This is a genomic window from Phycisphaeraceae bacterium, from assembly GCA_015709595.1.
Taxonomy (GTDB): domain Bacteria; phylum Planctomycetota; class Phycisphaerae; order Phycisphaerales; family SM1A02; genus CAADGA01.
In genome coordinates this window covers 1,793,038-1,806,268 of record CP054178.1, presented here as the reverse complement: position 1 = coordinate 1,806,268, position 13,231 = coordinate 1,793,038, and the positions used below count along the sequence as shown (strand labels likewise).

General features: G+C 65.9%; 12 protein-coding genes and 1 tRNA gene. 7 read left to right on the top strand and 6 right to left on the bottom strand.

The window, feature by feature from the left end; all coding sequences use genetic code 11:
- Positions 1-286: 286 nt before the first annotated feature.
- A complete protein-coding gene (locus HRU76_07565; GenBank protein ID QOJ17440.1) occupies positions 287-1,726 on the bottom strand; it encodes an HNH endonuclease in 1,440 nt (479 codons plus the stop codon).
- Positions 1,727-1,960: 234 nt separating this feature from the next.
- Between HRU76_07565 and kdsA the strand changes: the two genes are divergently transcribed.
- The 3 genes from kdsA (at position 1,961) to HRU76_07550 (ending at position 4,679) form a co-directional block, all read left to right on the top strand.
- Complete coding sequence (gene kdsA, locus HRU76_07560) at positions 1,961-2,773, top strand: 3-deoxy-8-phosphooctulonate synthase (GenBank protein QOJ19137.1); 813 nt, start codon at positions 1,961-1,963, stop codon at positions 2,771-2,773.
- A 125-nt stretch (positions 2,774-2,898) separates the two neighbouring features.
- Positions 2,899-3,414, top strand: a complete 516-nt coding sequence (locus HRU76_07555) for a UvrB/UvrC motif-containing protein (GenBank protein QOJ17439.1) — start codon at positions 2,899-2,901, stop codon at positions 3,412-3,414.
- 221 nt (positions 3,415-3,635) lie between these two features.
- Positions 3,636-4,679 (top strand): protein arginine kinase, encoded by a 1,044-nt coding sequence (locus tag HRU76_07550; GenBank protein ID QOJ17438.1) that lies wholly within the window; start codon positions 3,636-3,638, stop codon positions 4,677-4,679.
- Positions 4,680-4,748: 69 nt separating this feature from the next.
- Here HRU76_07550 and HRU76_07545 read toward each other — a convergent pair whose 3' ends face one another.
- The 4 genes from HRU76_07545 to HRU76_07530 form a co-directional block, all read right to left on the bottom strand.
- Complete coding sequence (locus HRU76_07545) at positions 4,749-6,521, bottom strand: hypothetical protein (GenBank protein QOJ17437.1); 1,773 nt, start codon at positions 6,519-6,521, stop codon at positions 4,749-4,751.
- A 5-nt stretch (positions 6,522-6,526) separates the two neighbouring features.
- Positions 6,527-6,937, bottom strand: coding sequence for a hypothetical protein (locus HRU76_07540; protein QOJ17436.1), 411 nt, complete (start codon positions 6,935-6,937; stop codon positions 6,527-6,529).
- Positions 6,934-7,797, bottom strand: coding sequence for a hypothetical protein (locus tag HRU76_07535; protein ID QOJ17435.1), 864 nt, complete (start codon positions 7,795-7,797; stop codon positions 6,934-6,936). The genes HRU76_07540 and HRU76_07535 overlap by 4 nt, the downstream gene beginning before the upstream one ends.
- Positions 7,798-8,451: 654 nt before the next feature.
- Positions 8,452-8,799 carry a 4a-hydroxytetrahydrobiopterin dehydratase gene (locus HRU76_07530; GenBank protein ID QOJ17434.1) on the bottom strand — a complete coding sequence of 116 codons (348 nt, stop codon included), beginning with the start codon at positions 8,797-8,799 and terminating at the stop codon, positions 8,452-8,454.
- A gap of 225 nt (positions 8,800-9,024) precedes the next feature.
- Between HRU76_07530 and gluQRS the strand changes: the two genes are divergently transcribed.
- From gluQRS to HRU76_07510, 4 genes are all read left to right on the top strand, one after another.
- Positions 9,025-10,143, top strand: coding sequence for a tRNA glutamyl-Q(34) synthetase GluQRS (gluQRS, locus tag HRU76_07525; GenBank protein ID QOJ17433.1), 1,119 nt, complete (start codon positions 9,025-9,027; stop codon positions 10,141-10,143).
- A complete protein-coding gene (locus HRU76_07520) occupies positions 10,083-10,598 on the top strand; it encodes a DUF192 domain-containing protein (protein ID QOJ17432.1) in 516 nt (171 codons plus the stop codon). Before gluQRS ends, HRU76_07520 begins: the two co-directional genes overlap by 61 nt.
- Positions 10,599-10,685: 87 nt before the next feature.
- On the top strand, positions 10,686-11,969 hold the full coding sequence (locus HRU76_07515) for a SpoIIE family protein phosphatase (protein ID QOJ17431.1): 1,284 nt from the start codon (positions 10,686-10,688) through the stop codon (positions 11,967-11,969).
- A 101-nt stretch (positions 11,970-12,070) separates the two neighbouring features.
- Positions 12,071-12,143: transfer RNA gene (locus tag HRU76_07510), tRNA-Glu, on the top strand.
- Positions 12,144-12,199: 56 nt separating this feature from the next.
- Here the strand turns inward: HRU76_07510 and HRU76_07505 are convergent.
- Positions 12,200-13,186 carry a hypothetical protein gene (locus HRU76_07505; GenBank protein QOJ17430.1) on the bottom strand — a complete coding sequence of 329 codons (987 nt, stop codon included), beginning with the start codon at positions 13,184-13,186 and terminating at the stop codon, positions 12,200-12,202.
- Between the last annotated feature and the right edge of the window lie 45 nt (positions 13,187-13,231).

Sequence of the window (13,231 nt, the reverse complement as noted above, 5' to 3'; positions counted from 1 at the left end):
AACGCGACCGGACGGACGCCAGCGAGGCGTGCGCCCTCTCATGCGTCACATGTTCAAGAAGCACCGGCCTCTCGCCTCGATCCGCGGATTGGATGATGCCTCGTTCCGGGGTCATGGCGGCATCGCGGATCATGGTCCACACGCCGCAGCCAAGAACGATTCCCGCAACGCTCAGCGCCGCCGCCCTTCCACGCGTGATGCCGACCCCATCGGACATCGCACACCTCACTCCGCGCGCGTCAACGTACCGCGCGGCGAGGTGGTTCGCAAGGTTCCGATCCCCGGATTATCCCTCCACCGGCTCCTCGGCGTCGATCGGGGCCAGCGGGATGGTCGGCCCGCTCGCCGCCGGCCTCACCCGCCAGATGCCGCTGGAGGCGGACTTGCGCGGTTCGAATGCCTCGAACGTCTCGATCTCCACGTCCGCCTTCTCGTAGCGGGGTTCGCCCGTTGTGCCGGGAGCGCCGATCAGCGCGGGCGGCGGCGCGACCTGAGCCGGCGCGGCGGCGGGCGGTGACGCCGAAGCGCCCGCCTTGCGCATCGACTGGAAGTGCGCCCAGCGGTCGCGCAGGGCGACGCCGTCAAGACGCAGGCCCTCGTCCGGTTCGGACAGTTTCACGCCCGCGAAGGGCTCGTAGCACGTGCCGCGCAGCGACTCGGACAGGTGGAGTTCCAGCGTCTCGGGGTCGAAGGCGATCAGGTTGCAGTCCCACAGGGTGTGCAGGTCGCTTCGCAGGGGGATCGCGTTGCGCGGGGAGTGGATGTCGCCCGCCGGGTAGGGCGCGACGTAGGCCACCTCGAGCACGTCCTTGGGGCACTTGCCGGAGATGGCGCAACATCCGCGGTAGGCGCGGATCAACTGGTTCCGCAGCCGCGCCTCGCCTCGGCGCACGCGGATGGCGGCGGGTGCGACTTCCAGCGGCATGGAGATCTCGTCGTTGGGACGCTTGCCCGGCACGTAGCCATCGCCCGCCTCGAGTACGTTGGCCCACGCCAGGGCGCTGCCGATGGAGTGATTGATCGCCGCCTCGAGCGTGGGATGAACCGGGTCCATCTCCACCGCGCGGTCGAAGAGCGTGGCGCGGATGTCGGCGGGGAAGCCCACCTCGTCGCAGATCGACCGCAGCGTGCGGCAGACCGCGCAATACTTGCGCAGATCGTTGTCGATGAACTTGTAGACGCCCGACTCCTCGCCCCAGCGGCGCGGAAGCACGAAGTACAGGTCCGGGCGGAAGAGGTAGGCCAGTCGCGCGAACAGCTCCAGTCCGCAGTTGGGCACGCGGCCGCCCTTTTCATTGAGCAGTTTCAGCAGCTTTCGGTCGGGTGAATCAGACACCAGCGCGGTGACGACCGACTCCAGGTCTTCATCGCTCAGCCGCCCCACGCTGGCGGCCATGCGCTGAAACATGCCCTTGAGCGGCTGCTTGGACTGGTTGACGATCTTGTTGAGACGGAACCACGTCAAGTCGCCCAGGTTCGTGAACGCGGCGTCGATCAGCACCCGCAAGCGCGGCTGGGGGCGGTGCGTGCCCGCCACCGGGGTCATCGGCTCGCGCCGGTCGCGCCCGTCGGCCAGTTCGGTCAGGTAGCCCAGCAGCTTGCGGAAATCAGCCGAGGCGAGCACGTTGGCGTCACGCGCGGCCTTGCCCAGATCACGCAGGGTTTCGTGCAGGGGGTTGCGGCGGAACTGCTCGACCAGCTCGGCGGAGAAGATGTATCCGGACATCGACAGGCCTTTCGTGTCGTGGACGCCGTCCCTGCACGAAAAGCCCGATCATCCGTGGGTCTACGCGGGGTCCGACCCCCGCGCCCGGGCTTCCGTGCCAGAGAGGTATCAGAGGATAAACCCCGCCGCGCGGAATTGACAGGAAAAAGTGAGAATGTGGGAAAGATGTGTGCAGTTGCGAGCGACTCGCCCCACCGATCCCCGATGGCAGGCGATACCCTACCGTTTCCCATGATGAATCTCTGCCGAGTCGGGCCTCACACGGTTGGCGCGGGTCAGCCCCTGCTCATCATCGCCGGCCCCTGCGTGCTGGAGAGCCCGGAGACCAACCTGCTCATCGGCCGAACCATGCGCGACCTGTGCGCGCGGCTGGGGCTGCCCTACGTCTTCAAGGCCAGCTTCGACAAGGCCAACCGATCCAGCATTCACTCCGGGCGCGGGCCGGGGCTGGAGGCCGGACTGAAGGAACTCGCCCGCCTGCGCGACGCCCTCGGCGTCCCCGTCACCACTGATGTTCACGACGAGCACCAGGCCGCCCCGGCGGGCGGAGTGGTCGATCTGCTCCAGGTGCCCGCGTTCCTGTGCCGCCAGACCGACCTGCTCATCGCCTGCGCCCGAACGGGAAAGCCGGTCAACGTGAAGAAGGGGCAGTTCATGGCCCCGGCGGAGATGACCAACGTCCTGACGAAACTGCGTGAGGCGGGCGCGGCCGGCGCCATTCTTACGGAGCGCGGCACCTTCTTCGGCTATCACCGACTGGTCAACGACTTCATCGGGCTGGGCGACCTGATGGAACTGGGCGCGCCGGTGTGTTTCGACGTGACGCACTCCACCCAGCTGCCCGGCGGGGGGAGCACCCACACCGAAGGCCGCCCCGACCGCGCCCCCCTGCTGGCCCGTGCCGCCACCGTTGCCGGGGTTCACGCCCTGTTCTTCGAGTGCCACCCCGACCCCGCCAAGGGACTGTCGGACAAGGCGACCATGCTGCCTCTCGACAGCATGGGACCGCTGATCGAGAGTATTGTGCGGCTGCGGCGGGCGATGTGAGCGCTGGGCGGTATGGCGTGCTGGGTGCTGCGTGGCACAGGCGCCCCGCCTGTGATCCTCATCAGCAGGATTCCTGCTTCCACCCACGCCGCGCCGATCTACAATCCACACGGGCGAGATAGCGCATGAACTGCGACAAGTGCGACAAACCCGCGATGGTCCACGAAGTGACCATCAAGCACGGCAAGCGCAAGGAAATCCACCTCTGCGCCGAGCATGCGGCCGAGGCGGGCTTCGTCGTCCACCAGGCCGACGCGCCCATCGAGCACCTGCTCAAGCAGTTCGTGGTGGCCCATTCCTCCTCTGCCGCAGTCACCACGACCAGCACCGGTTCGAAGAAGTGCGGCGAGTGCGGGCTGACCTTCGCCCAGTTCCGCAAGAACGCCATCCTCGGCTGCCCGAAGTGCTACGAGGCGTTCGTGGATGAACTGGGCCCGCTCATCGAGCGGGCCCAGCGCGGCGCGACGCACCACGTCGGCAAGACGCCACGCCGCACCGGCGCTGGGCTCGACCGCCAGCGCGAACTGCAGCGGCTGCTCAAGGAACTCGACCGGGCCATCGCCGCCGAACAGTACGAGCGCGCGGCCGAGATCCGCGACCGTCTCAACGCCCTGGAGCCGGCGGAGGAGTCGCAGGGATGAGGGGGCGGCGTGTGGGAATGTCGGGATGTCGGGGTCTACGGAGAGTTGGCTCTTGGCTGATGGCTGACGGCTGACGGCTGACGGCTGATGATCGTCGGTACTCGTGCGGCGTGATGGCGTGATGCGGCGGTTTGTGCATTCTCGCCGGTGTCGAATCAACCCCCGGGTCGAGCCCGGAGCGAACACCCCTGTTCTCCTGTTCTCCTGCCCCCGGACTTCCCGTGGAATCTCTCGAACGATCAGCCCGACCTGATGCCGCGCCGGACTCGGATGTCATCCTCTGCTCGCGCGCCCGGCTGGCCCGCAACATTCAGGGCTACCCCTTCGTGGGCCGCTCCAGCAATCAGCAGCGGCTGGAAGTGCTGCTGCTGGCCAAGAAGGCCATCCTGGGCGCAAAACTCGATGACACCATGCTGTGGGTGGAACTCAACCACGCCACGCCGCGCGATCGACAACTCCTCGTCGAGCGGCACCTGATCTCGCGCCACCTCGCCGCCTCCGCCGCCCCTTGCGGTGTGGCGGTGAGCGGCGACGAAACCCTCGCCATCATGATCAACGAGGAGGATCACCTGCGCATGCAGGTGCTCCTGCCGGGGCGGCAGGTCGGCTCCTGCTTCGAGCGGGCCAACCAGGTGGACGACGCCCTCGAACGAGGGCTCACCTACGCCTTCTCCGACCGCTTCGGCTATCTCACCGCCTGTCCCACCAACGTCGGCACAGGGCTGCGGCTGGGCGTGATGGTCCACCTGCCCGCCCTGAAACTCACCAACGAACTGGAGCGGCTGCAGCGCGCCAGCCGCGACCTGAACCTCGCCGTGCGCGGGTTCTACGGCGAGGGCAGCGAGACCACCGGCGACTTCTACCAGATCTCCAACCAGGTCACCCTTGGCGAGCCGGAATCGCAGCTGCTGGCCGAGTTCGACCAGGTGATCGTGCCCCGGCTCATCGAGTACGAGCGGGCCGCGCGGCGTTCGCTGCTGGAGAAGGACCCCCGCCAACTGGATGACCGCGTGCAGCGGGCGCTGGGCGTCCTCAGCCGCGCGCGGCTGCTGGGTGAGAACGAGGCGATGAAACTCCTCAGCCGCGTGCGGCTGGGCGCGTGCCTGGGCCGCGTCCCCGAACTGACCGCGGCGGCGATCGACCGGCTCTTCCCGCAGATTCAGACCGCCCACTTGCAGCAGAGCGCGGGCGAGGCGATCACGAATGGGGACCTGCTCGCCGCGCGGGCGGACCTGGTGCGGCGGGCGGTGGGAAACGCGATCTGAAAAGGCGGAACCCAATCACGGATCACCCAACGGTCGTGATGACCGATTGTCGCTGGGCGCACACTCAAATCAGTTCCGCTTCCGCCACAGGGGCGGAGGCGTCATGCTCGATTGCTCGACAGCATCAAAAATTCCCCAGGCGCGAAGCATGAACTGGTCATCCACCTGCGCCCATTCCTGGGTCATCCGATGAAGTCGATCGCCGATCTCGTATGACTCGAGCAAGCGCGGGTGGTCTGCGGATCTCGGGGCGTCGGCCTCAAAGCGAATCTCGGCCTGCCGAATCAGCAGTTCGTACCGCTCATCGTTGAATGCCCGGTGACGCCGACGACACTCAGTCAGGAGTTCTTCAAGAAAAGCGCGGCGATCATCGCTCAATTCTTCGGGTCGAAGAAGCTCCTCGATATAGCCCTCCGCGCGGAAGGGCTGATGGGCCGACGCGAGCTCCCGGACCCGTGACCGAAACTCCGTCGCACGCTCCACGCTTAGACTCTGAGCGATCCGCTGTCGAATGGACTCCTGCATCTGATGCACGTCACGAATCAACCGATTCCATTCGGCGCCATCGCGGAGCATGATGGCCGCAAACTCGGGATCAGTGAACGCGACGTCAATCACATCTCCGTCGTCGTTGAGGATGTGGATGGGCCGCCCCGCTCTGGACTGACGCAGTGCGGTTCTAAATGTCATACGCGCCTGTCTGATGGCGAACACTGCGCGACGTTCGAGAGCGCGGTCAAGATCATCCTCCGATTGCGTTAGAAGCTGTTGAAACTGGTCGAAAGGCACGATCAGGTCGCCTTCATCGATCGCCATGCCTTCGAGGATGGCGAAGGGATCGAGATGATCCCCCGGGTAGCCGCTCCCGGCGCGGAGCCATCGCTGTCGGTTCAACCAGCGCAGGTACGACTTCCAGTGCCCGGCTTGATCCTCCCTGAGAACTGACCGAGCCGACTCCAGAAAGTCAGCGTCCAGTTGCGCTTGATCGTCGGCAATCCGCGCCAAGAGCGGCTCGGATTCCGCGAGCGGTGCAAGAGCCGCCTCTCGGTCGCGATTGCTGGTCCGAACGAGACGGTCGACATCCACGCCTTCGAACGCCTTGGCGACCGACTTCTCATGTTCGGCCCGAAAAACCGCCATTCTGGTTCGATGCTCCTGGTACAGTGCCTTGAGGAGAGTCGCCTGATCGTCGCTCAGTGCCACCCGCCGCACTATCTCATCGACATGGAGTGGGCGAAGGGTGGTCTCGAGCCGCGATTCCAAGTGCATATGCCAAGGAGCCACATGCCAAGTGGTTTGGCCTTGAACCGCAAGGTCCTGAAAGCAGGCACCCGTGAACGCCAAGGTAAGCAATGCGGTTGGCGAACCTCGAACGCTACCTTGCGTGCCCGATTGGCGCACTAGCCCATGCACCACCGTTGGCAGCAGTGCGACGACCATGAGCGCCAGATTCCGCGCCAACGCGACCTCGAACGTGGCCTCCCCGAACCATCCCCTAGCCGCCCCGAAACAACCGCATGCACTCGAGTCAATCCAGACATAGGCGACGATCATTCCGAGCGTCAGGGCTCCGAGCGTGGACAGGATGGCCCACGTAAGAAATCGCGACCAGCGCCCCAGGAGACACGCGGCACCAATTGCGAGTTCCACAGCCACAAGCAGGATCACGACCAAGCCGCCCCAATGACCGCCTAGTCCCATCGATAGCAGGATCTGCGAGAGCCCACTCGCATCCGCGACCTTGCTGATCCCAGCGACCATCATGACCACGCCGATTACGACGTGGCTGACCCAGGAGGTCACCACTCGCACTTGATCCACCCGCATGAACATTGGATCCACGCTGCCTATTGATTGCAAGTATCAGGCAAGGGGTCAGGGTACGCATCGTGACGGCAGGGATTCTCTGTGTATTCCGATTGACCCGCCTCGACAACGTATCCGTTGCTGCAGATGTAGTGCCGCTTGACGGGGTAGAACAGCTCCCCGCTCTGTGGAATGCAGTTCTTGTAGCCCTGTCCTGCAAAGTCCGAGGTGCAGGCCTGTCGCGACATCGGCAAGACGACCCACTGGTAGTAGGAGCCGTACTGGCAGTTCAGGGTTGGACCGTTCAGTTGCGTATCGAAGCACGCTCCCTGTTGCCACTCGAGAACATAGCAGAAATCCGCACCACCACCAGGTGGTCCCTGCAGACCGCCCATGACAAGAAAGAGGACGGTCAGACACGCAAGACCGTTGACGAATCGACCGGAGTTCATCGTGATTTCTCCTTTGCTGCTACCACGCTGAACACTGCGAAGAGGGCAATCGCCCCCGCGATCGTGTAGAACCGCCGCCTCGATTCCAGAGACTGTCTCTCAGGATTGCTCACCACGCCGTCCTGCCCCAAGTGCTTCCCGGTGACATCCTGAAGGACGGTCCTATCCATTCCAGCCACATCGGAGTGGATATTGCGGATCATGGACGGGGCGATTGGCAGAGCTCGCGTATGCTCCGAGACACGTCGGAGATCGATACTCCACGTGAGAACAAGTGAATCACTCATTCTCTCGTGCAGCATCCACGATTGAACCTCACCGCTCTCCCCGATCTTCACGGTGAGAGACGCGCGCCAAGCGCCGTCAGCACGCAGCGCCAGCAACTGTCTATTCTCTTTCTGCTCATGCTCCCCCTTCGTCGCCTGCTCGACACGCACATCGGGCAATGCGAACCGCCGGGCGAAGAACTCCAGTGGATCGGTGGAGTAGCCGTACAGTTGATCGAACAGGTCAATGCCGGCCCTGAAACCCACATCAACGTCCCCGTTCGTTGACTGCACGATCACGCCGCGCAGCGGGTCGCCCCGCCACGCGAAACCCACTGACTTCCCAAACACGGCGGCCCGATGAGGGAACTCCATCGCTCGATCTCTCTCGATTCGATCAAAGAACCTGAACGAGGAGACCTGCTGCACGTTTACCGCATCGACAAACTGCCCAGCGTACGTACTCGTGTCCGCTGTGCCGGTGCCCCAGAGCAAACCGTCGAAAAAATACCCTTTCGGCCGGTCTGTGGCGTCCTGTCGGGCGAGTGTTTCGTACTGGAGTTGGTCCAGTTCCTTGAGATTCGTCGTAGACACGAGTACTCGGTACCCACGGAACTCGAGTACCTGAGTTGCTTGAGTTGTCAGGGACGGCTGCGCCGATGGCGAGTCGGCGAGATGAGTCCCAGCACACGCGATCGTGTACAAAGTCACTGAAAGGCATTCCAGCAATCGAATTGGACGCCGCCACAGCCCCATAACTTGACGATACCGCGTGTGGGGGCGCTGTCAAGCCAAAAAAAAACACCAAAAAGTGAAAAAATGCGGCCCCTCTACGAAGGGGCCTACAGCGCTCGCTCAGGGCGACTCGGATCGACGTTTCCCGCCACGGCCTTCTCGCCTCCCGCCTCCACCGGCGACGCCAGGCCGTCCGACGCGTCGGCGAAGTCGAAATCTATCGCGGTCCTGAGCACATTTCGACGACTCAGTCCTCGGCCCCAGCGGGGCCAAGGACTGTCGCAACGGGTGGAGCGCCGCCCGGTCACAGCCGGGCGAAGCGCAACCCGTGGTCGGGCCCCGTTGGGGCCGAGCAACACATCGAAACTCGATTACATCGAAATCCGAACGCATCGAAACTCGGGCGTCATGGTAACCAACGGCGAACCGCCCCCGACGCGAGGTAGTGACCCGACACGTCGGAAACCGCTCTCGCGGGTATCGCTTTCGATGATTCGCGCGATGCCGCCCGCCCTACTTCTTCCCCTTCCGCCCTCCACCCCCCCCACTCCCTCCACTTGCCCCGCTCCCCGCCTCCACCGGCGAAGCCAGGCCGTCCGCCGCGTCGGCGAAGTCGAAGTCCATCGCCGTCAGTCCGCCCGCGTCGTGGGTCGAGAGCGTCAGCATCACCTTGTTCCAGCGGATCAGGATGTCCGGGTGGTGCTTGACACGCTCGGCGTGCTCGGCGATGCGGTTGACGAAGGCCATCGCCTCCGCGAAGTCCGCGAACTTGTACGTCCGCTGGATGTTCTCCCCCTGCTGCGTCCATTCGGGGAGCGCGGCCAGACGGGCTTCGATGTCGGCCTCGGCGAGTTTGTCCATGGCGTCCGACTCCATTGGGCACCCACGAACGGAAGAATCAGCAAGCGAACCGGCGGGCGGCGGACCGTTTCCCGCAGCGCCGCGCCATGCATCCCCCACGCCGCCCCCGTCATCCCCCATCCCGGGCCATCTCCGGCACGCCGCCCCAACCCTCACACCACCCGCGTCCCCCAACACCACGCCTGCGCGGCCGCCGACCGTTTGACCGATGACACTGTACCCGAGATGCGCCCCCCTGTCACACCCAATCCCGACTCCATCGGCGAAGCAGTCGAAAAGCTGCCCGGCCCGCACACGGAGACGCCGGTTCCCGGCGCGCCGGAGTTGCGCATCACCCGGCTGGCCCCCTCTCCCACCGGCGCACTCCACCTGGGCAACGCACGGACGTTTCTCATCACGTGGGCGATGGCGAGGCGGAACGGCTGGCGGGTCATCCTGCGCATCGAAGACCTCGACGGTCCCCGCATCAAGCCCGATGCCGCCGCGGGCGCGATCCGCGACCTGGCATGGCTCGGGCTGGACTGGGACGGCGAGGTGCTGGTGCAGTCGGCGGACCTGTCGCCCTACCGCGCCGCACTCGAACGGCTGGCCACTGGCGGCCATACGTTCTCCTGCGACCTCTCGCGCACCGACATCGAGCAGGCCGGCTCCGCCCCGCACGCGGGGGATCACGAACAGCCCTACCCCCGGAACCTGCGCCCGCCGCACGAGGACTCGGCCCGCTGGCGCGTCGATCGGCTCGACACCAACTACCGCTTCGCCGTACCCGACGGGCCCGTGACGGTGCATGACGAGTTCGCGGGTGACTCCGTTCATCACCCGTCGCGGCAAGTGGGCGACTTCGTCATCTGGACCAAGCGGGCGACCCCCGCGTACCAGTTGGCGGTGGTCGTGGATGACGCGCGGCAGGGCGTGACCGATGTCATCCGCGGCGACGATCTGCTGCCCAGCGCGGCCCGCCAGCAGTTGCTGTACGAAGCACTGGGGCTGCCCGCGCCTCGCTGGTGGCACCTGCCGCTGGTAGTGGGCCGGGACGGCCGCCGCCTGGCCAAGCGGCACGGGGATACGCGGGTGGCCTTCTATCGCGAGCAGGGCGTGCCGCCTGAGCGGATCATCGCGCTGCTGGCCCGCTGGTCGGGCGTGGGCGGCGCATCCGTACGCCGCGAGGCGCCCACCTGTCGCGACGGCGTGGTCGATACCATGTCCGCGTTGGACTTCGCACGGGCGTTCGATCCCGCCCGACTGTCCCGTTCGCCCGTCACTTTTACGGGAGCCGATCACGCATGGCTGCTCTCCGGTATGTCGCGATCATCCTGGTCGTCGCCGCCCTCACATGGCTCGTGATGGACCAGTTTCTCTCCAGGCCGGATGAGAAGCCCTCGACCGTGCAGGTGACGCTGGCGGGTGAAACCTTCACGCTGGAGGTGGCGGCCACCGACGCGGCCATCGAGCGCGGGTTGATGGGGCGGGAGTCGATCGACCCGAAGGGGGGCATGCTGTTCGTCTTCAAGGCGCCGCGGATTCCGTCGTTCTGGATGAAGAACTGCCTGGTGGACATCGACGTGATCTTCGTGGACGAGGTGGGCGTGATCGTGGGGCTTCACGAGATGAAGGCCGAGCCGCCCCGCGGTCCCAACGAGACGGAAATGGCCTACGAGAACCGGCTGGCCCGCTATCCGGCCCAGCGCCGCGCGCTCTTCGCCATCGAGCTGCAGGCCGGATCGATCAGGCGGCTGGGGCTGAAGATGAACGATCGTCTGTCGATGGACGTGGCCCGGCTCAAGCGTCTGGCGCATTGAACCGATGCCGGTGGAGAGAGTCGCCGCCTGGGCGACCGATAACCCCCGCGCGTTCCGTTTGTCCCCGCGCTTCGTGCCGAACCGCCCATGATCGCCGGATCGTCCATGCTGCTGTTGTGTTCACGCTCGGACGCCGATCGCGCCGGCGAGGCGGCGGCGACGCTGGGCGCCTCGCTGGGTCCGCGCTGGAAGGACAGGATCGCCGTGGCCCCGGTGGACGGCTTCGGACCGGATGACGCGGCGCGCCACACGCTGATCGTGCTGTACCGATGCGCCGCCTCGGACGCCTCTTCCTGGCGAGACGTGATCGACGTGCTCGACGAAGCCGAAACGCCCTGGTTCACCTGGGCGGAGAACACGGGCGACGCGGTCAACGTCTCACCCGCGGGCGCCGCCTGGCGCGACCTCTCCAGCGTAACGCCGGAAGAGGCCGCGCGACGGCTCGAAGCAGTGCTCGAGCGACAGGGCGTCGTCCATCGGCTTCGAAGCGAACTGGCGATCGCCCAGCGCTTTCAGGGGGGGTTGAAGGGCGAGATCAACCGCATGCACGATGAGATGCAGCTGGCCGCGATGGTGCAGCAGGAGCTGCTGCCGCGTTCGCTGCCTACGGTGCATGGCGTGTCGCTGGGGGTGATGTGGCGGCCGGCCAACTACGTGTCGGGCGACATCTACGACGTAATCCGGCTGGACGAGGATCACATCGGCGTGTTCCTGGCCGACGCGGTGGGTCACGGCGTACCCGCCGCGCTGCTCACCATGGTCATCGCCCGCGCCCTGACCACGAAGGAAGTCACGGGCAATCGCTACCGGCTGGTGCCTCCCGGCGAGGCGCTGGCGCGGTTGAACCAGGACATGATCCGGCGCAAGGGCGACAACACGCGCTTCGCCACCGCGGTGTACGCGCTCATCGACTGCCGCTCGCGCACGGTGCGCCTGGCCGGAGCCGGTCACCCCGCCCCCCTGCTGCTTCGAGCGGGCCAGCCGATGCGCGAACTCGCCACGCCCGGCGGCCTTCTGGGCGTCTTCGAGGACGAGGCGTTTCCCGAAATCGAACTCGAGCTCCATCGGGATGACCGATTGCTGATCTATTCCGACGGCTTCGAAGTGGCCTTCCCGGACGAGCAGGCGGAGAGCAGCGAACGTCGGCTTCCCACCAAGCGGTTTCTCGACGAGTTCGCCCGGCTGATCGAACACGACACACCGACAGGCATGGTGAGCGCCATGGCCGAGCGGGTGAACGCGCAGCCGGGCTCGCTGCACCAGGTGGATGACCTGACGCTCATCTGCCTGCACGCGGGCGATCTGGCCGCACCGCCCACCGGCGGCGCCGCGATGCGCCGAGCGGGCGGCGTGCCGACGCTGACGCGATGAGCGGACGGCCTCGTCGCACCTTGCGAACAACGTCCCATTCGGCCAGCGATTGACCCGACCCGCGGGGGTGATAGGGTTATGACCGTCCCGCGACGGCCTTCGCCCCCTTCGTCTAGTGGCCCAGGACACCAGGTTCTCATCCTGGTAACAGGGGTTCGACTCCCCTAGGGGGTGCTTTGTCACGAGAGGCGCACGATGCCAGGCGCGGCAATCCGCCGCGGGCGTGATCGTCACGGAAACGTCAGTTTCATGACCCACTCCGCCCATCGCTTCTGAAAGGCGGCCATGTCGTCGCCGTCCTCGCCCAGCACGGCCCGCAGCGAGGCGTACCCCGTCGGGTCATTCTTCACACCCGCGGTGAATCGCTGGTAGAAGTCCAGCAGCAGGCCCCGCTCCTGCAGGTAGTACAGCAGGTACCGCGCCTGGGCGTAGTTGTCGCCGCCCGACGAGTAGAACGAGTGGGCTTTCATGGCGCAGAGCGCCTCGAACGTGGGCAGGTCGCCTCGCTCGATGGAGCGTTTCAGGCCCGCGAGACGCCAGTTGGTCAGACCGCGGATGACGCCGTTCTGCTCGTCGCACTGCTCGTAGAGGGAACCGAGCCCCTCGTTGAACCACGGCGGGCAGTCGGGAAAGTTGGCCTCGATGAAGGGGTGGACGATCTCGTGGACCAGCGTGCCCCCGCCCGTGGCGATGTTCATCACCAGCGCCCGGTGCCTGGCGGAGTAGAACCCGAAGGGGGTGCCGGGGTCGCCGCCGAACAACTCGCGGTGGTGCTTCTCATAACTCTGCCTGTCCTTGAACAGCCATACGTCGAGAATGTGAAGCGGGTCGTTCCTGAAGTAGCGCCTGGTGAGATGATCAACGGCCCAGCGGACCGTGCCTTCGGCGCGACGTTTCACCATCGCGGGCGACTCGTCTCCGATCACCACGAATGGCTTCTCGATGATGATGGTGAAGCCGTCGTGGGGCAGTCGCCTTTTCAACTGCTCGACGTGCCGCTCGAAGTCGGCGTCGGTGAATCGCGGGGCGGGTTCGTCCGCACGGCGGGCATCTCCCGCACGTTCATCGCGTTCATGCGAGGCGGCGCGACCCGCATCGGACGGCGCCCGGGCGTGCTCCGGGGCGACGGACAGGCATGCCGAGAGCGCGGCACATGCCCCCGCCGCGCCGATCGCCGCCGCACCCGCTGACGAGAACCAGAGTCGATGCGACATCATGCGGATGGTACCGCATGGCGGCCGCCGCCCCCGTCACAGGTTTGT

Bases quoted from the DNA above. Each gene is read 5' to 3' on its own strand.
- HRU76_07565 (QOJ17440.1), bottom strand. From the start codon at position 1,726: ATGTCCGGATACATCTTCTCCGCCGAGCTGGTCGAGCAGTTCCGCCGC.
- kdsA (QOJ19137.1), top strand. From the start codon at position 1,961: ATGAATCTCTGCCGAGTCGGGCCTCACACGGTTGGCGCGGGTCAGCCC.
- HRU76_07540 (QOJ17436.1), bottom strand. From the start codon at position 6,937: ATGAACTCCGGTCGATTCGTCAACGGTCTTGCGTGTCTGACCGTCCTC.
- HRU76_07520 (QOJ17432.1), top strand. From the start codon at position 10,083: ATGGCTGCTCTCCGGTATGTCGCGATCATCCTGGTCGTCGCCGCCCTC.
- HRU76_07515 (QOJ17431.1), top strand. From the start codon at position 10,686: ATGATCGCCGGATCGTCCATGCTGCTGTTGTGTTCACGCTCGGACGCC.
- gluQRS (QOJ17433.1), top strand. From the start codon at position 9,025: ATGCGCCCCCCTGTCACACCCAATCCCGACTCCATCGGCGAAGCAGTC.
- HRU76_07530 (QOJ17434.1), bottom strand. From the start codon at position 8,799: ATGGACAAACTCGCCGAGGCCGACATCGAAGCCCGTCTGGCCGCGCTC.
- HRU76_07555 (QOJ17439.1), top strand. From the start codon at position 2,899: ATGAACTGCGACAAGTGCGACAAACCCGCGATGGTCCACGAAGTGACC.
- HRU76_07505 (QOJ17430.1), bottom strand. From the start codon at position 13,186: ATGATGTCGCATCGACTCTGGTTCTCGTCAGCGGGTGCGGCGGCGATC.